The sequence below is a fragment of the Streptomyces sp. NPDC046716 genome (assembly GCF_040645755.1).
Lineage (GTDB): Bacteria > Actinomycetota > Actinomycetes > Streptomycetales > Streptomycetaceae > Streptomyces.
On record NZ_JBEYYU010000030.1, the window covers coordinates 1 to 18,496 of the forward strand.

At 72.3% G+C, this 18,496-nt stretch carries 7 protein-coding genes; 2 read left to right on the forward strand and 5 right to left on the reverse strand.

The window, feature by feature from the left end; all coding sequences use genetic code 11:
- Positions 1–111: 111 nt before the first annotated feature.
- The 5 genes from ABZ930_RS22430 to ABZ930_RS22450 form a co-directional block, all read right to left on the reverse strand.
- Positions 112–1,464, reverse strand: coding sequence for an alpha/beta fold hydrolase (locus tag ABZ930_RS22430; RefSeq protein ID WP_361550378.1), 1,353 nt, complete (start codon positions 1,462–1,464; stop codon positions 112–114).
- Positions 1,465–1,506: 42 nt separating this feature from the next.
- On the reverse strand, positions 1,507–2,535 hold the full coding sequence (locus tag ABZ930_RS22435) for a LacI family DNA-binding transcriptional regulator (RefSeq protein WP_361550380.1): 1,029 nt from the start codon (positions 2,533–2,535) through the stop codon (positions 1,507–1,509).
- A gap of 122 nt (positions 2,536–2,657) precedes the next feature.
- Positions 2,658–5,843 carry a family 78 glycoside hydrolase catalytic domain gene (locus ABZ930_RS22440; protein ID WP_361550382.1) on the reverse strand — a complete coding sequence of 1,062 codons (3,186 nt, stop codon included), beginning with the start codon at positions 5,841–5,843 and terminating at the stop codon, positions 2,658–2,660.
- A 14-nt stretch (positions 5,844–5,857) separates the two neighbouring features.
- Positions 5,858–9,223 carry a glycosylhydrolase-like jelly roll fold domain-containing protein gene (locus ABZ930_RS22445; protein WP_361550384.1) on the reverse strand — a complete coding sequence of 1,122 codons (3,366 nt, stop codon included), beginning with the start codon at positions 9,221–9,223 and terminating at the stop codon, positions 5,858–5,860.
- A 122-nt stretch (positions 9,224–9,345) separates the two neighbouring features.
- Positions 9,346–11,913 (reverse strand): beta-L-arabinofuranosidase domain-containing protein, encoded by a 2,568-nt coding sequence (locus ABZ930_RS22450; RefSeq protein ID WP_361550386.1) that lies wholly within the window; start codon positions 11,911–11,913, stop codon positions 9,346–9,348.
- Between the two features lie 342 nt (positions 11,914–12,255).
- On the opposite strand from ABZ930_RS22450, the gene ABZ930_RS22455 reads away from it, so the two are divergent.
- Complete coding sequence (locus ABZ930_RS22455) at positions 12,256–15,207, forward strand: glycosyl hydrolase (RefSeq protein WP_361550388.1); 2,952 nt, start codon at positions 12,256–12,258, stop codon at positions 15,205–15,207.
- A gap of 105 nt (positions 15,208–15,312) precedes the next feature.
- On the forward strand, positions 15,313–18,414 hold the full coding sequence (locus ABZ930_RS22460; protein ID WP_361550390.1) for a family 78 glycoside hydrolase catalytic domain: 3,102 nt from the start codon (positions 15,313–15,315) through the stop codon (positions 18,412–18,414).
- The last annotated feature ends 82 nt before the right edge of the window (positions 18,415–18,496 follow it).

Below are 18,496 nucleotides of genomic sequence, written 5' to 3' on the forward strand. Positions count from 1 at the left end.
CCCGGTGGGTTCGGCAGGTTCGAGGGGACGTCGGTGATGCTGCGCACCGACGGGCGCCAGGTGGCGCCGTGGAACTGCGCGACCAGCCACGACGCACCCGCAGCCGAAGACTCAGACCTCCCCGCGCACCATCGCCAGCAACCTGTCCAGGACGCGCGGAGCGCCCGCCCGCAGACCGTCGTGCTCGAACTCGTTCGTCACCCAGGGCCGCAGCCCCCGTACCGAACGAGCCGTACGCAACGCGTGCTCCGTGTCCACGTACATGTCGTCGTGGTAGACGGCTGCGGCCACCGGCACCTCGTTGGCGGCGAGCCGCGCCGGGTCGTACAGCGGCGCCCACTCGGTCCGGTCGGCCAGCGCCGCCGCCACGTCCCGCAGCGGTCGCAGCGCCGGGTCGCAGTCGAACTGCCAGGGGTGGATGGACTCCCCGGTGAAGTAGAGCGGCCCGCCCGAGGCGAGTGCCTGCTCGCCGTCGAACTGGGGGAACTCGGCGCGGACCCGCTCGGCGGCCCACTCGGTGGCCCGGCCGCCCTGCGCGTAGATGGCCTCGTGGAGGAGGGCGTACAGCGGGTGGGCGGCGTACGACAGGGCGCCGGCGACCTGTTCCCGGAAGGAGTCCGAGAGTTCGCGGCCCGCGGGGGTGCGGACGAACGCGTCCTCCAGCAGATAGTGCAGGCGGTCGCTGCCGTCGCTGCCGCCGAGCCAGATGCCGAGGGACTGGAAGGCTTCGAGGGTGAGCGTGTAGCCGCCGGGCAGCTCCGGCCGGTGTTCGGCGATGTACGCACCGATCTCGCGGGCCCGCTCCACGTCCATCGGGTACCGGGCGTAGTGCGCGCGGACCTTGCGCTCGATGCGCGGGTAGGCGGCGCGGTAGACGTCGTCGGCGTGGCCGTCCAGCGTGGGCAGGCCGCCGGTGATGAGCGCGGCGTCCAGGCCCTCGGGCGCGGCGGAGAGGTAGTGCGTGGCGCAGAAGCCGCCGAAGCTCTGGCCGAGGACGGTCCAGGGCGCGCCGCCGGTGACCTCGGGGCGGATCGTCTCGCAGTCGCGGACGATCGAGTCGGCGCGGAACCGGGTCAGGTAGGCGGCCTGCTGTTCGGCGTCGCCGCGCAGCGGGAGCGTCTGGCGGTTGGCGGGGGTGGAGGCGCCGGTGCCGCGCTGGTCCAGGAGCAGCACCCGGTAGTCCTGGAGGGCCCGGCCCAGCCATGCCTGCTGCCCGGAGAACCGGTTGGCGCCGAAGCCGGGGCCGCCCTGGAGGTAGACCAGCCAGGGCAGCGTGTCGTCCTCGCGTCCGGCGGCGACGGCCTCGCGCGCGTACAGCTCGATGCGCTCGCCGTCGGGGGTGTCGTGGTCCAGCGGAACGGTGAAGCGGCGGTCGGTGAGGACGACTCCGGGCTGGCGGTAGCGGGCGGCGCTCAATTCGGCTCCTGTGCGCAGGGCGGTACGGGGTGTCCGGAGTGCGGACATTCCGGATCTGCGGACCAGTTCAGCACATGGGGTCGGGCACGGTCAGCGCGGGCCCAGGCTGGAGCCGCGGACGACGAGTTCCGGCTGGAGCACGACGCGGCGGTGCTCGTGTCCGCCGCCGGGCCGGTCGGCGGCCTCGATCTCCTCCAGGAGCAGCTCGGCGGCGAGGGCACCCATGGTGACGGCAGGCTGCCGCACCGAGGTGAGCGGCACCGCGGCGGCGGCCGCGAACTCGATGTCGTCGTAGCCGACGAGGGCGATGTCCTCGGGGACCCGCACCCCGGCGGCGTACAGGGACTGCAGGACGCCGAGGGCGAGGAGGTCGTTGGCGCAGAAGACGGCGGTGGGGCGGTCGGCGAGGCCGAGGAGCCGGGCGCCCGCGTCGCGTCCGGCGGCGACGTCGAGGCGTTCGGTGGGCAGTTCGTGCAGGGCGGTGGCGGGCAGTCCGGCCTCGTCGAGGGCGCGCAGCGCGCCCTGGCGCCGGTCCTTGACCTGGTTCAGGGCGGGCGGGCCGCTGACGTAGGCGATCCGCCGGTGTCCCGCGTCGGCGAGGTGGCGTACGGCGAGCGCGCCGCCGTTGACGTCGTCGACGGAGACGGAGCACTCGGTGGCGCCCTCGGCGACCCGGTCGACGAGCACGAAGGGGATGTCGTGGCGCCGGAACTGCTCGACGGTGCGGCCGGTCGCCTCGGCCGGGGTGAGCAGCACGCCGCGCACCCGCTGCTCGGCGAAGAGGGAGAGGTACTCGGCCTCCTCGGTGGGGCTCTGCGCGCTGTTGCACACCATGACGCCGAGGCCCGCCTCGCGGGCGGCCCGCTCGGCGCCGCGCGCGACGTCGACGAAGAACGGGTTGCCCATGTCGAGGACGAGCAGCCCCATGATGCGGCTGCGACCCGCGCGCAGTTGGCGGGCCGACTCGCTGCGGACGTAGCCGAGCCGGTCGATGGCCGACAGGACGCGGGCGCGGGTCTCCTCGGCGACGGTCTCCGGCCGGTTGATCACATTCGAGACGGTGCCCACGGACACCCCGGCGACGCGGGCGACGTCCTTGATCCCCACGGACTGTGCCATCGGGTGTGATCCTCCAGGTGAACGGGTGCGGCCCCGCGAGTGTACGTGGGGCGGCCCGGCCCGTGTCCGGTCCGCCGAACGGGACGCCGTCGAGGGTGACGACGTCCCGTCCGACGGTGGCGTCACCGTCCCGGCGTGTACGTGGAGCGGAAGGTCCAGGTGCCGGATCCGACCTCGTAGGTGGCCACGCCGTCGGCCTGTCCGACGAGCCGGGCGCCCTTCGGCGCCTCGGCGCGGCCGGTGGTGACCGGCAGTTCGACGCGGGCCGTGCTGCCCGCCGGGACGCGGGCGGTCAGGGTCAGCCGGTCGCCGTCGCGCCGCCAGCGGCTCGCGGCCTCGCCGTACGGGGTGGTGTAGGTGGCCGAGGCGGCGGTGAGGTCGCCGACGACGGCCGGGGCGATCCGCAGTTCGCGGTAGCCGACCGAGTCCGAGGTCTGGTCGAGTCCGGCGAGGCGCCGGGTGAACCAGGCGTCGATCGCGCCGAGCATGAAGTGGTTCTGCGACTGGCCCGAGCCGCCGTCCCAGCTCTCGCCGAGCGTGGTGTTGCCCGCGAGCACCTGGTAGCCGTAGCTGGGCGACGTGGCCTGTGTCGCGATCCTGTAGACGACGTCGTCGCGGCCGGCCTGCGACAGCACGCGGAACGCCGCGGGCAGCGAGATCTCGCCGAGCAGCAGATGGTCGCCGGCGGCCTCGACGCTCGCCACCAAGTGATCGACCAGCCGCTGCCGTTGGCCTTCCGGATAGGCGCCCATGTCGAGGGCGAGCGCCTCCGCGCCCTGTCCGCCGCCGCCGAAGGTGCCGCTCTCCTGGTCGTAGTACTTCTCCGTCAGCGCCCGCGCGCTCGTGTCGGCCTTCGCCCGGTAGGTGGCGGCGTCGCCGTCGTCGCCGAGTACGCGGGCGATGTCGCTGAGGGCGTCGACGATCCGCCAGTAGCCGTAGGTGCCGGAGACCGCCTTGGGGAAGGTGGTGTCCGGGGTGAACCAGTCGCCGAGGGAGTAGTCGAGAATGCCGCCGGAGACCTTCTGCTCCAGGAACTCGACGTACTTCTTCATCTGCGGGTAGTAGGACCGCAGCGTCTCCTGGTCGCCGTAGGTCGTGTAGAGCTGCCAGGGCACGAGGACGAACGCGCCGCCCCAGTTGGCGTCGTTGCGGTAGGTGCCGGGGAGCTGGACGTAGTCCGGGACGGTGGAGGGGACGAGGCCGTCGGTCGTCTGGGCGTCGGCCATGTCGCGCACGATCTTGCGGAGGTAGGAGCGCATGTCGTAGTTGGCGGCGAGGGTGGGGAAGACGAGCTGGTCCTGTTCGAGCCAGCCGAGCTTCTCGCGGCTGGGGCAGTCGGTGAGGACGCTCATCATGTTGCCCTCGACGGCCCGGCGGGTGATGCGGTGGATGCCGTTGATGAGGTCGTTCGAGCTGGTGAAGGTGCCCGCCGAGGCGTTGTCGGTGCGCAGCACCTTGCCGCGCACGGAGACGGTGGCGCCTGCGGGCAGGCCGCGGATCTCGACGTAACGGAAGCCGTGGTAGCTGAACTTGGGGTGCCAGGTCTCGGTCCGCTTGCCGCCCGTGGTGTAGCTGTCCCAGAGGGGCGCGCCGACGTTGCTGATGGACTGGTTGGCGTGGCCGTCCTTGAGGCTCTCGGCCGGGTAGGCGCGGATCGTGGTGCCGGCGGGGGCGGTGACGGTGAGTTCGGGCCAGCCCGCGATGTTGCGGCCGAGGTCGAAGACGCGGCTGCCCTCGGCGGCGCCGGACACCTCGGTCCCTTCGAGGGTCTCGACGACGCGGACGGGTTCGGTCTCGCGGGCGCTGAGCACGGCGGGGGCGTCGGCCGCGTCGACCTCTTCGGCGCGGGCCCACTTCGTGTGGTCCGCGGAGGGTGCGCGGCGGGCGTCGTAGTCCTCGCCTCCGTACCAGTTGGAGGAGGTGGTCGCGCCGAGCGTGGTGCGCCAGTCGGTGCCGGAGGCGATGCGGCGCACGCTGCCGTCGGCGAGGGTGATCTCCAGCTGGGCGATCAGTTTGGGGTCGGCCTGGTTCCCGTAGAGCTTGCGGTAGCGGTCGGCGGTGGAGAGCTGGTTGGAGATGCCGTTGCCGAGTTCGACCGACAACGCGTTGGCGCCGGAGCGGAGTTGGCGGGTCACGTCGTAGGTGGCGTACTGGACGCGGTCGGCGAAGTCGGTGTTGGCCGGTTCGAGGACGGCGTCCCCGACGGGCTTGCCGTTGAGCTGCGCGTCGTACACGCCGAGGCCCGACATGTAGAGCCGTGCCGAGCGGATGCCCTTGGGGAGGGTGAAGTCCTTCGCGAACACCGGGAGTCCGGCGGGCAGATAGGGCTCGGGGGGCTTCTGGCCGGAGACGGTCGCGGCCGTCGTGTACGGGCCGTCGGCCGTGTCGGACGTGCCGAGGGAGTAGTCGACGGGGAAGTTCGGGACGCGGCCGTCGTCGGTGAGGACGTCGGCGCGCGGGTACAGGACGACCCGGTCGAAGGTCTTCGCATCCCCCAGGTCGAGGGTGACCGTCACGGGCGCGTCGGCGCTGTCGTGGGGCCGGCTCGCGTAGCCGGCGGCCTGGTTCCAGGCGCTGTTGGTGACGCCGTCGACGGCCAGTTTCGGCTCCCACACCTTGCGTTCGGTGTCGGTCTCGGACGCGGTGACGGTGGCGCCCTGGGCGAGGTCGGCGTCCGGGGCGGCGGAGTCGCGGACCTCGATCTCGGCGAGCTGGAGGCGGTGGGAGAGGGCGGGGAAGTCGTCGGCGAGCGGGAGGCCGAGCCGGGTGACGTCGAGGCGTACGAAGCGGGCCGTGGTGCGCGGGAGTTCGACCGTGACGGGCTGGACGGTGCGTCGGCCGAGTTCCCAGTCCTTGTGGGTGATCCAGTCGGCGGACCAGTCCCCGGCCTTTGTGAGGCCGGTCTCGAAGACGGCGGGTGCGCTCCAGGCGGCGGGGCGGGCCGCGCCGGGCGACCACAGTTGCACCCGCCAGTACACGCGGGTCCGTGAGCCGATGCCGTGGCCCGCGTAAGTGGTCTGCGGCACGCGGGAGACGACCTTCCCCGAGTCCCAGAGGTCCGCGCGACCCGCCGCGAGGGCGGCGCGGCTGGTGGCGGCCTGGACGCGGTAGGCGCTCTGGCCTCCACCGCGCGGCTGCCAGCTGAGTTCGGGCGTGGTGTCGTCGATGCCGAGGGCGCTGCTCAGGTGCTGGGTGCGCAGCGCGGTCGCGGTGCCGCCCGCGGCCGGGACGGCCACGGCGGACGGCGCGGCGGTGATCAGGGCGGTGAGCGCGGTGGCGAGCAGGAGGGAGTGTCTGCGTCGGGTCATGGCGGAGCCTCCGGTCAGGCGCGGGCGGGCGCGAGGTCGACGGTGAGGGGAAGGCGCGGGCGCAGGACGACCGGGCCGATGAGGCCGGACGGCAGGGGCTTGTTGCGCTCGTTGGACAGCGTGTTGGAGACGCGGACCGCGATCCGGTTGACGCCGGGCTTGAGGCCGTCCGTCACGTCCACGGTGTACGGCGACCAGAGCGCGGGCCCGAACTCCGTGCCGTTGACGGTCACTTCGGCGATCTCACGGATGGTGCCGAGGTCGAGGACGAGGCGGCGGCCGCGGAGGGTGGCGGCGTCGAGCCTGATGTCCTTGGTGTAGGTGCCGCTGCCGGAGTGGAGCGGCGCGAGGTCGCTCCAGCTGCCGAGCGGGCGGGTGACGGGTTCGGCCCCGTCCGCCGCGAGGGTGAGTGTCCAGTCGCCGTCGACGGGGATCGGGGTGAGCGGGTCGGTGACGCGTGCGGTGCCCGTGTAGGTGGTGTCGCCGTCGCGGCCGGTGAGGCGGTGGGTGCCGGGGGTGTCGGCGAGGGCGGTAACGCGCAGCTGCTTCCCGCGGCGGGTGACGGCGGTGACCGCGGTGGCGGGCAGGCCGTCCGTGCCGGTGAGGAAGGGGGCGGCCGTGGCGCGCTGCCGGACGACGACGGCCAGCGTCTCGTACGGGTCGAGGATCAGCGGCAGGCGGACGCCGTCGCGGGTGGGCGAGGAGCGGACGGGAGCGGGCCGGACCGTGCCGGTGGCCGGGTTCCACAGCTCGGGTTCGCCGTGCGCGGGCAGCAGGGCGGTGGTGCTGACCCGGCTGCCGCTCTCGTTGTTGAACAGGAACGCCGTGTCGTTGCCGCGCGTGGAGCGCAGGACGCGGACGGCGTCGGCGGCGGGTTCGAGGACGGCTGCGCGGACGCCGGCCCTGCTCGTCTCCCCGGCGAGTCCTTCCGGGTCCGCGACGCGCCGGGCGCGCGGGTGCCGGAAGAGCCCGTCCAGCTCCTTGGCGAGGGCGGTGTCGTCCCCGTCGGCGGCGAGCGCGGGCGGTTCGCCGACGGTCACGACGGTGCCGCCGGACCGTACGAAGCGGGCGAGGGTCCGCACGGTCGCGGTGTTCAGTACGGGGGTCGAGGGCACGACGACGAGTTCGTAGGCCGCCCGGCCGACGCGCAGGACCCCGTGGTCGGTCTCCGCGTGGGCGAGCAGCGCCTTGTCGCCGCTCAGCGCGCCCTCGTGGACCAGGTCGAAGTCGGCCTGTGCCCGCTCCAGGGCGAAGGCGGCCTCCGCGAAGGTGCCGTCGACCTCGTCCATCCGGTCGGAGCCGGTGAACTGCTCGGCGGCGCGCTGGGGTTGGAGCAGCGCGGTGCGGGCGCCGGAGGTGCCGCGGGCCAGTTCCATGACGCGGCCGATCCAGGCGGAGACCGGCGGCATCGCCCACCACCAGGGGTTGCGGGGGCCGAACGGCGGCGCGAAGTAGACGTGGGTCTCGTCGGTCCACAGGGCGTGCAGCACGGCGAGGTTGATGCCGCGGGTGGCGTAGGCGCCGACGAGGGCCCGCATGAAGTCCGGGGCGATCTGCCAGCCCATGTTGCCGAACATCTCCATGAGGACGCGCGGCCGGCCGGTCTGGTGGGCGACCGAGGCCGGGTTGCGCGGGTCCATGGTCGGGGTGTTCAGCTCGTACTCGGCGGTGATGCAGTCGCCGCCGGGAACCTGGGCCCACTGGTTGATCTTGTGGAGGTCGCCGGTGGACTCGATCCGCTTGGACGGGGCCGTCTCGTCGTACAGCGGGTTGGTGATCAGGCGGACGCCGCGCTCGGCGTACCACTCGGACTGCTTCTCGAAGTAGCGCGAGAACCGGTCGGAGACGGCCTGCCAGTAGCGTCCGCGCAGGACGCGGCCCTTCTCGCCGAGGTCGTCGAAGGCGCTCGCGTACGCCGGTCCCGGTTCGGCGTCGACGGCGGTGAGGGCCTTGGCGAGCGTGGGTGACCAGGGGCGGCGCTTGAAGGAGTGCGGCTGGGCGGAGGCGATGAAGGGTTCGTCGTCCCAGAAGCCCTTGATGACGGTGCCGAAGTAGCGGCGGAAGCGGCGGTGGTACTCGCCGGGCACGATGTCGAGGAACAGCTCGACCGGTTCGTCGTCGAGCAGATCGACGTAGCCGCGGGCGTAGCCCACCGAGTCGTCGACGAGGTCGACGCCGCCGAACAGGTCGATCTGCCAGCGGCCGTCCGGGACGCGCCAGGTGTCCCCGGCGATGCGGCCGGTGAGTTCCACGAGGTCGCGCGCGTCGGCCGAACCGGCAGGGCGGGCGGTCGCCGCGGCCGGGGCGGGTGCGCTCTTCGGCGCGGTCCTGGTCGCGAAGTCCCCGGCGGCGGAGGACTCCTCGTAGGTCTGGGTGTGGAGGACGGTCCCGTCGGCGCCGGTGATCTTCAGGTCCTCCCACAGGGAGCGCTGGCCGTCGCGGGCGTGCACGCCGACGCTGTGGTGGGTGAGGGTGTCGTCGGTGACGCCGCCCTTGTCCTTGCCGTCGAGAGTGACGGTGGCGGTGGTGCCGCGCACGGTGACGGCGAGGGTGTGGAACTTGGTCTTGTTGAAGCCGTCGGTGCGGGTGGATTTCGCCAGTTGGGTCGCGGTGCCGTCGGTGAGGCGGGACAGGGTGACGACGCCGGTCTGGTCGAACTCGACGAGCAGTCCGTCGCGGCCGTCCGGTGCGGCGCGCACCAGCAGTCCGGCGGCGAGGACGTCGGGCTTGGCGCTCGTGGTGACGGTGCAGTCGCCCCAGTCGGCGCCCGCGCTCAGCACGGCTCCTCCAGCGAGGACGGCGGCGTCGGCGACGAGCTGACCCGCGTCGACGCCCACGCCCGTCGTCTCCGACAGTCTGACGGTGGCGGGTCCGCGGACGACGGCCGTCGACCGCCACAGGCCCTTCAGGCGCAGGTCGTGGCGCGGCTCGTAGGTGCGCCTGCCGACGGTGCCGCCATTGGTGACGAAGTAGCCGGCGCGACCGCTCGGGAAGTGGTTGTCGTTGAACAGCCACACCTTCATGCCGGTCTTCTCGGCGGTCTCCAGGACGTGCCCGACGACGTCGAACCAGTCCTCGGTGAAGAACGCGGGCTGCATCTCCGCGTTGTCGAAGGGGAAGACGACGACCTCGTACAAGCCCTTGGACCGCAGGTCGGCGAGCTGGGTGTCGACGAGTTCGTGGGTGACGGGCCCGTTCCAGTACCAGTACACGGCGGGCCGGCTGTCGTGGCGCGGATCGGCGAAGCCCTTCGCGTCGAAGCCGGTGGTGCCGCGGTCGGCGAAGGCGGGTGCGGGCAGGCCGCCGGTGGCCGCGGCGGCGGTGAGCGCGGAGAGGGCGACGAAGCCGCGTCTGGACAGGACGGAGAGGTGTTCAGGCATGGCGAGGCTTTCTGCTGGGGTGTTCAAGGCGTGCGGAGTCTGCGGGCTCGTGACGTCTCCAGGCGCGTGGGGTTCGGAGACAGGCGCCTTCAGGCGCGTGAGGTTCGGATACGCGGGGGTCGTCAGGCGCGGGCGAGCGCCGCGATGGCGGCGGCGGGCAGGGCGCGGTTGTGGACGCGGAAGCCGGCGACGGCTCCGTGCAGGTAGGGGTGGGTCGGGTTCTGGGAGCGGCCCAGGTAGTTGCGGCTCGTCGCGCCGAGGAGCAGGGGGGAGGAGACGAAGGCGTCGTTGCGGCCCGCCTCGACGCCGTCGACGTACAGGACCCCGCTGCCGTCGCCGACGGTGAGCGCGACGTGGGTCCAACTGCCGGTCGGCAACGGCGCGTTGGCGTCCACGAAGTCCTCGCCCTCCATCCCGGCGATCTTCAGGGCGGCGCGGGGGCGCCCCGTCCCGGTGCGGGCGGCGAGGAAGAGGTACGTCGCCTTGTGGTAGCCGAGGTCGAAGATCCGGGCCGAGTTGCTCTGCGTGTCGACGCGCACCCAGCAACTGGCCGTCAGTTCGGTGAGTCCCGTGATCAGGCCCCGTGGAAGGGCGACGTGACCGTCGACGCCGTCGAGGGCGACGGCGGCGGTGTGCCCGTCGCGGCCCGTGGCCCAGGTGGCGCCGCCGGTGAGCCGGCCGTCGGGGTGCGTGCCGGTGGCGTCCGCGACGATGTCGCCCGAGCCCTCGGCCAGGAGGTAGCGGGCGGTCTCGCGGGATCGGCCGGGGCGGGGCGCGGTCGCGAAGTAGACGTTGTAGTGCTGGTGGTGGATCCCGTGGAAGGGGCGCAGCGCGATCTCCGTGCCGTCCGTCCCGGTCGCGGTGAACTCCGTGCCGCCCGGTGCGGTCCGGCGTACGGAGGCGGGGGTCAGGGCGGGAATGGTGGGCGAGTCGGTGGTGCCGTATGCGCCGGCGAGGACCAGCGGCCCGTAGGAGAGGGCCTGGATGTGCGGGTTGTCGGGGGCGGGGCGCCAGGTCAGGGCCCGGGGGAAGGTGAGTTCGACGGTGTCGCCCGTACGCCAGTGCCGGTCGAGGGTCAGATAGCCACCCGGCACCGCGCCGGACGTGTCGGCCTTGTGTCCGTTGACCGTGACGCGGGGTTTCAGCGGCCGGTCCGCGTCGGCGAGCCAGCCGGGGATGCGCACCTTGAGGCGGAAGCGGGCCGCGCCGCGCGTGACGGTGATCCGGACGGGCCCGTCGCCGTCCGGCGTCCCGCCGGTCTGACGCACAGTCACCCCTGCCTCTTTCCAGCGCACTTCGGAGGGGATGAACAGATTCACGTACAGGGTGGACTCGGATCCTTCGGCCCGCGCCGACCGGAAGTAGACGGTGTCGCCGAACTTGGTGTGGGTCTCCAGGCCGGTGCCGTGGTCGCAGGAGAAGTTGTCGTAGTCGCCGCTGTAGCTGCCCGGCGCGGACCCGAGGCCGCCCTTGGGCTGTCGCTGCGAACCGGCCCACAGTCCGGTGTAGTACGTGACGTAGCCGTGCGCCGATTCGGGGTCCTGCTCGCCGAGCATCTGGTTGTACAGGGCCCACTCGTAGTGGTCCATGTAGGCGGCCTTGCCGGGGTCGCGCAGGAAGAGGCGGCGGCCCAGCTTGAGCATGTTGTACGTGTTGCAGTTCTCGCAGGTCTCCTCGGACAGCCGGCTCACGATCTCGCCGGGCGGCCCGAAGAACTCCTGGTTGGCGTTGCCGCCGATGACGTACGAGTGGTCGTGGACGACGATGTCCCAGAAGTGCGCGGCGATCGCCCGGTAGCGGTCCTCGCCGGTGGCGTCGTACAGCCGGGCGGCGCCGACGATCTTGGCGATCTCGGTGTTGGCGTGGTGCCCGTCCAGTTCGTCGCGCCCCTCGGCCAGCGGCCCGAACAGGTCCTCCTGGTCGAAGCGGCGCGCGGTGCGCAGGGCGGTCTCGTCGCCGGTGGCGAGATGCAGGGCGGCGAGCACCTCGTTCATGCCGCCCCACTCCACGCGCAGCACATTGCGCCGCCCTGTCTCGTCCAGCGGGGCCATCCGCGCCTCGACCCAGCCGGCGAGCCCTTCGAGGACGCCGAGGGCCTGCCGGTTCCCGCAGAGCCGGTACTGGTCGAGCAGCCCCGCCATGATCTTGTGGATCGTGTAGTACGGCGCCCAGGGTTTGCCGCCGCCCTCCAGATCGGTGAAGACCTGCTCGGGGAAGGCCGAGAGGTAGCCGGGGGTGAATCCGGCGGCGGGCGCGGCCCGTTGGCATGCCGCCAGGGACTCCACGAGGTACCGGGCCTTGTCGGCGTACGCGTCGTCCCCCGTGGCGGCCCGCGCCTGGGCGAGTCCGGACAGGAGGTGGCCGGTGGTGTGGCCGCGCAGTTGGACGTCCGGCGCCTCCCATCCGCCGCAGGGCTCGACGTCGGAGGGCAGGCCGACGTTGGTCCGGAAGGTGTGCAGCAGCCGGTCGGGGTCCACGGCCTTCAAGTAGGCGCAGGTGCGGAGCATGTTGGCGCGGAACGGACTGTCGAGGAGCGTCACGTCGCCCAGCGGGAACTCGTCGAGTGCGGGCCCGGCCGGGGCGGCGCCCCCACGGGTGGTGGCGGCTGCGGGAGCCACCCCCAGGGCGGCACCGGCCGCCACGCCCGATGCGGCGACGAAGGTGCGTCTCGTCAGCTGTGGTCCGGGCATGCGGCGGCTCCTTCGCGCGTCCTGACGACGGGGAAAGTAACGGGGGAAAGTGACGGGGGAAGCGACGGGGGAAGTGACGGGAAGTGCGGCGTGGCGACGGCGTCAACAGCGGCGCGACCTTGGTGAGTTGAATCGTTTCGCTCAGCGCCGTCGGTAACTTTGCGCGCGGCCGCATCGCCTGTCAATCCACTTGCACAGGTGCGTTTGATGCACACCTCTTGCCACTGGCCACCGGGGCACGTAGGTTCCTCCACCCCGCATTGAATCGTTTGAAACCGTTCAACTGCCCTGTGACCAGGGACGAGGAGAGCCATGAGCCTGCGCCGCCGGACCGTGCTGAGAATGAGTGCCCTGGCCGGGGCCGCGACGGCGCTGCCGCTGGCCGCGACCGGTGAGGCAACCGCTTCGGCGTCCTCGGACGGATCCGCTGCGGCGTTCGGCCTGCCGCGCTCTCCGGCGCCGGCCGTGCGCCCGAAGTTCCGCTGGTGGTGGCCCGACGCGCTGGTCGACACCGCGGAGATCGCCCGGGAGATCCGGCAGATCGCGGCGGCCGGGTTCGGCGGGGTGGAGATCGCGGCGGTCACCCACAGCATGGACCGGCAGCTCGACACGGTCCGCTACGGCTGGGGCACTCCGGCCTGGCGCGCGGCGGTGGAGGCGGCGCTGCGCGAGGCGGCGAAGCGGGACGTGGTGGTGGACCTGACGATCGGCCCGGCCTGGCCGGCCGCCGTGCCGTCGATCACGCCCGACAGCGCCGCGGCCTCCAAGGAGCTCGCCCACGGTGTGGCCGAGTTGGCGTCGGGAGCGACCTACGAGGGCGCGGTTCCGGCCGCCGTCACCGCGGCCGAGGACGGGGTGAAGGACGAGCGGCTGCTGCTGGTGCAGGCGGCGCGGGTGGCGTCGGGCAGTGCGCCGACGGCCGTGCCGGTGGTCCTCGACCAGTCGACCGTCACCGACCTCGGCGACCGGGTCACGGGCGGTCGCCTGTCATGGACCGCGCCGGACGACGGCGGGACCTGGCTGATCGTCGCCTACTGGGAGCGCGGCTCCGGTCAGCGCCCCGAGGGCCGTGACCACACCACTCCCCTCGCCTACGTCGTCGACCACTTCAGCGACGCGGGCACCCGGGCCGTCACCGACTTCTGGGAGCAGCACATCCTCACGCCGTCGATCCGACGGCTGCTGAAGGAGACGGGCGGCACCCTCTTCGAGGACTCGATCGAGATCGAGACGGACGCCACGCTGTGGACCCCCGCCCTGCCCGCCGAGTTCGAGCGCCGCATGGGCTACTCGCTGCTGCCCTACCTGGCGGCGTTCGTCGAGAAGAAGGAGAAGTACGTCTTCAGCTTCGGGTCGGCGCTCGACAAGCCGGTCCGCCGCGACGTGATGGAGGTCGTCACCGAGCTGTACGTCGCCCATCACCTGCGCCCGCTGCAGACGTGGGCGCACACCCTCGGCCTGAAGCTGCGCATCCAGCCGTACGGCCTGGAGACCGACGCGATCTACAAGTCGGCGCTCCTGGACGTCACGGAGGGCGAGTCGCTGGGCTTCAAGAACCTCGACGACTTCCGCTGCCTGGCGGGCGGCCGCGACTTCGGCGGGCGCCCGCTGGTGTCGAACGAGGCGGGCGGCACGGCCGGCGGCGCCTACGCGACCACATGGTCGGACACCTTGAAGAAGCTGGTCACCCAGTACGCGGCGGGGGTCAACCAGGCCGTCTTCCACGGCTTCGCGTACGCCGAGGCGCCGGGCGCCGCCTGGCCGGGCTTCGCCGCGTTCTCCCCGTACAAGGGCGCCGCCGGGTACGGCGAGGCGTGGGGGCCGCGCCAGCCGCTGTGGCGGCACACCCCGCAGGTCGCCGGCTTCCTCTCCCGGGTGCAGGAGGTGCTGCAGACCGGTGTGAACAAGGTCGACATCGGCGTGCTGCGGCAGAAGGGCTACGCGGGATCCGGTCTCGGGGCGCCCTGGTTCACCAGCGACGGCGTGCCGGTCGGCTGGACCCACACGTTCCTCAGCCCGCGCCTGCTCGACCTGCCGTCGGCGGTGGTCCGCGACGGCCGCCTGGCTCCCGAGGGCCCCGCGCTCAAGGCCCTGGTCGTCGACGGCGACATCATGATCAACCGCGAGCACACGCTCCAGCTCGACGTCGCCCGCAAACTGCTGGCCTACGCCCGCGCGGGCCTGCCCGTCATCCTCATCGGCGACTGGTCCGACGCGCATGTCCCGGGCCTCGCCGGTCCGGGGGACGACGACCGCCTGCGTCAACTCCTCGCCGAACTGCAGACGTTGAAGACCGTCCACACGGTCGCGGACCGCCCCGACGTGCCCGAGGCCATCGCCGCGCTCGGTCTGCGCCGTGACGTCGAGTACGCCGAGACGTCGATGCTGCTCCACGCCCACCGCGCGGACCGCGACACCGACCTGTACTTCTTCGCCAACGACGCGGTGAGCAAGAAGGGCTCGACCGGAACCCGCATCACGCACGACGTCACCCTCGCCTCACACGTGAAGGGCGCCGTCCCGTACCGCCTGGACCCGTGGACGGGCGAGGTCACGCCCGTCGCCCTGTACACGCGCACGGACGACGGCCGGATCCGGCTCACGGTGGACCTCCAGCCGGGCGCGGTCACCGTCGTCGTCCTCACCCGGCCGTCCGGCGGCACGCCGAAGCGGCACGCGACGGCCACGCAGGCCGACGACGTCCGCGCGGGACAGGGCGGCCGCCTGGAGATCAGGGCGTCGGCCGCGGGCCGCTACACCACCACCCTCGACACCGGCCGCACGGTCACGACCACCGTCGGCGCGGTCCCGTCCCCCGTCCCGCTCACCTCCTGGACGCTGACGGTCGACGACTGGCAGCCGGGCCGGAGCGCCACCGAAACCACTCATGAACGGCACGAGTTGACGCTCGGCACACTGGCCGCCTGGTCGCAGATCCCCGGCCTGGAGGACGTGTCCGGCATCGGCACCTACCGCACGACGCTCACCCTGGGCGACGACTGGGACCCCGCCGGGCACGGCGCGCTGCTCGAACTCGGCGCCGTCTTCGACACGTTCCGGATCACCGTCAACGGACGGGAGCTGCCGCCCGTCGACCAGCTCACCCGCGTCGCCGACCTCGGCACCCGGCTGCGCCGCGGCACCAACACGATCGAGGTCGAGGTGGCGACGACCCTGCTCAACCGGCTCCGTGTCGCCCAGCCCGCCGTGTTCGGCGCGGGCAAGCGGCAGGACTACGGGCTGACAGGCCCCGTGCGCGTCGTCCCGTACGCCCGCGCGACCGTACGCACCTGACCGGCGCCCCCACACCCACCCCCACACACCCATCCCTGCCACACCCCTGGAAATCGCTTCCCCCACCATCCAGAGCACCTTCACCGTCGAAGGGAAACCTCAAAGATGAGCAGCGACATCCGTCGCAGGACCGTCCTGGCCGCGACCGCGGGCGCCGTGCCCGTCATGGCCGCGGCGGGCACGTTCGCGACCGCCTCCCCCGCACAGGCGGCGCCCACCGCACCGGACGACGGCGACGCCGTGACCGGGCTGACCGTCGAGCACCGCGTCGATCCGCTCGGCACGGACGCCACCCGTCCGCGCTTCGGCTGGCGGCTCGGCTCGCAGCGGCGCGGCCTGGCGCAGGGCGCCTACCGGATCAAGGTGGCGTCCTCCGCGGCCCGGCTCGCCGCCGGGCGCGCCGACGTCTGGGACAGCGGCCGGGTGGCCTCGGCCGACTCGGTCGCCGTCGCGTACGACGGGCCCGGACTCAAGCCGTCCACACGGTACTTCTGGGCGGTGTCCGCCTGGGACGACAAGGGCCGCCCGGTCGGCACCTCGAAGCCCTCCTGGTTCGAGACGGGCCTGCTGAGCACCGACGGCGTCACCCACTGGGACGGCGCGCAGTGGGTCGGCATGAAGGGCAAGGCCCCGAACTCGGCGGGCGCACCGCAGCTGCGCGCCGAGGCGGCGCTCACCGCGCGCAAGAAGGTCCGTGAGGCCCGGCTGTACGTGTCGGCGCTGGGTGTCTACGAGGCGTACGTCAACGGCGAGCGCGTCACCGTGGCGCAGGACGGGCGCCCCGCCACCGAACTGCTCACGCCCGGCTGGACCAACTACGACATGACCGTGAACTACATGACGTACGACGTCACGGACCTGGTCGCGGGCGGCGGCGAGACGGTGACGCTGGGCGCGGTGCTCGGCAACGGCTGGTACAACGCCCGGATATCCGAGGGCAGTACGTACTACTCGAAGGACGGCAACCCCCTCGCCCTCAAGGCCAGGCTGCTGGTCCGCTACACCGACGGGTCGACGCAGTCCCTGGTCACGAAGGAGGGCAGCGGCTGGAAGGCCACGGACACGGGCCCCTACCGGGCCGACGACATCTACGACGGGCAGACCTACGACGCCCGCGAGGAACTCGACGGCTGGGCGGCCGCGGGCTTCGACGCCGCGAAGTGGGCGGACGTCGAACAGGTCGGCTACGGGGCGAAGTTCCCCGACGCGAAGCTCGTCGCCTACCCTGGCGAGACCGCCCGCCTGATGGACGCCTGGGACCGCACGCCGCAGTCCGTCACCGTCTACGACAAGGTGACCGGCGAATCGTCCAGCGCCAACGGCAAGGGCGAGATCGTCCCCGACCCGGACCGCTCGACGACGAAGGAACCCGGGCCGGTCACCCTGCGCACCGGCGACACGGCCGTGTTCGACCTCGGTCAGAACATGGTGGGTGTCCCCCGCTACACGGTGCGGGGTCCGTCCGGCGCTCGACTCGTCGTGAAGACCGGCGAGATGCTCAACGACGACAGCGCGGGCGCGGACGGCCCGGCCGGCTCGCTCTACCGGGCCAACCTGCGCTCCGCGAAGTCGACGAGCACCTACGTCCTCAAGGGAGCCGACGGCGGCGAGACACACGAGGACTCGCTCTCCTTCTACGGCTTCCGGTACGTGTCCGTGGAGGTGACGACGGCCGACACCGAGGTCACCTTCTCCGGGCTCGTCGGCAGGGTGGGCACGTCCTCGCTGCACGACACGGGCAGCCTGAGCACGGACGACGACGACATCAACCAGCTGATCAGCAACGTGCGTTGGGGCCAGCGCGGGAATTATCTGTGGGTGCCGACCGACTGCCCGCAGCGCGACGAGCGGCTCGGCTGGACCGGCGACACCCAGGTCTTCTCGCACACCGGCCTGTACAACACCCGCGACGCCGTCCCGTTCCTCAGCCACTTCGAGTCGATCCTCATCGAGTCGCAGAAGATCTACGGCGTCGACGGCGCCCAGTTCACGGCGGTGGCACCCGGCAACCGGTACAACGCGGCGGCTCCGTGCAGCGGTTGGGCCGACTGCGGGGTCATCGTGCCGTGGACGGTGTGGCAGATGAGCGGCGACGCCACGATCATCGACCGCAGCTGGGACGCGATGGCCCACTACCTCGACTGGATCAAGGAGAAGGGCGGCGACACCTACGCGGGACAGGGTGCGATCTTCGCCGACTGGCTGGCGTTCCAGAACACCGGCACGCAGCTGATGAGCGACGTCTACTACGCGTACAGCGTCCGCCTGATGGCACAGATGGGCCGGGCCACGGGACGCGACAGCGAGGCCAAGGCGTACGACGGCCTCTTCGGGAGCATCCGCAAGGCGTTCCTCGCCAAGTACGTCCAGGTTGACGGCGACACGATCACCGTGAAGTCGAGCATCGGCGGCAAGCCGCCCATGGGCGGCGACCCGGAGGACAACAGCCAGTCCGCGCTGCTGTGGGTCCTGAAGCTGGGCTTCTACGACACCGAAGCCCAACGCCGCTCCCTGGTGGGCCTGTTGGCGGACAACATCGGCAACGACGCCGCGTACAAGGCGGCCCACCCGGACAGCGCCCGCGTGGAGTACGCGGAGAACACCCTCTCGGTCGGCTTCCTCGGCTCGAACGTCATCGCGCCGGTCCTCACCGACGAGGGCCGCGCCGACCTCGCGTACAAGCTGCTGCACCAGGACGCGATGCCGTCGTGGCTGTACTCGGTGAAGAACGGCGCCACGACGATCTGGGAGCGCTGGAACTCGTACTCGAAGGAGGACGGTTTCGGGCCCGTCGAGATGAACTCGTTCAACCACTACTCGTACGGCGCGATCGCCGAGTGGATGTACGCGTACATGGCCGGCATCGCGGGCGACCCCGACCACCCCGGCTTCCAGCGCTTCACCCTCCAGCCGCACCTGGACCCGACCGGCACGATCACGCGGGCGGAGGGCCGGTTCCTGTCGCCGTACGGCGAGATCAGCAGCGCGTGGTCGCTGGCCAAGGACGGGACGCTGACCTACGAGGCGGCCGTCCCCGGCAACACCACGGCGACGCTGAAGCTGCCCGCGGTGTCCGCCGACTCCGTGCGGGAGGGGCGCACACCGCTGGCGAAGGTCGCCGGGGTGCGGGCGACCGGCTTCGCGGACGGCGTCGCGACGTTCACGGTGCCCGCGGGGCGGTACCGGCTGACGAGCACCGTGCGCTGACCGGGCTGGGGGTGCGGGGTCGGCTGCCGGCCGGTGGGGGCTGGTCAAGCAGTTCCCCGCGCCCCTGGAAGCGAGCTCCGCT

Excerpts from the sequence above, each read along its gene's own strand:
- ABZ930_RS22430 (WP_361550378.1), bottom strand. The coding sequence starts at position 1,464 with ATGTCCGCACTCCGGACACCCCGTACCGCCCTGCGCACAGGAGCCGAA.
- ABZ930_RS22435 (WP_361550380.1), bottom strand. The coding sequence starts at position 2,535 with ATGGCACAGTCCGTGGGGATCAAGGACGTCGCCCGCGTCGCCGGGGTG.
- ABZ930_RS22440 (WP_361550382.1), bottom strand. The coding sequence starts at position 5,843 with ATGACCCGACGCAGACACTCCCTCCTGCTCGCCACCGCGCTCACCGCC.
- ABZ930_RS22445 (WP_361550384.1), bottom strand. The coding sequence starts at position 9,223 with ATGCCTGAACACCTCTCCGTCCTGTCCAGACGCGGCTTCGTCGCCCTC.
- ABZ930_RS22450 (WP_361550386.1), bottom strand. The coding sequence starts at position 11,913 with ATGCCCGGACCACAGCTGACGAGACGCACCTTCGTCGCCGCATCGGGC.
- ABZ930_RS22455 (WP_361550388.1), top strand. The coding sequence starts at position 12,256 with ATGAGTGCCCTGGCCGGGGCCGCGACGGCGCTGCCGCTGGCCGCGACC.
- ABZ930_RS22460 (WP_361550390.1), top strand. The coding sequence starts at position 15,313 with ATGAGCAGCGACATCCGTCGCAGGACCGTCCTGGCCGCGACCGCGGGC.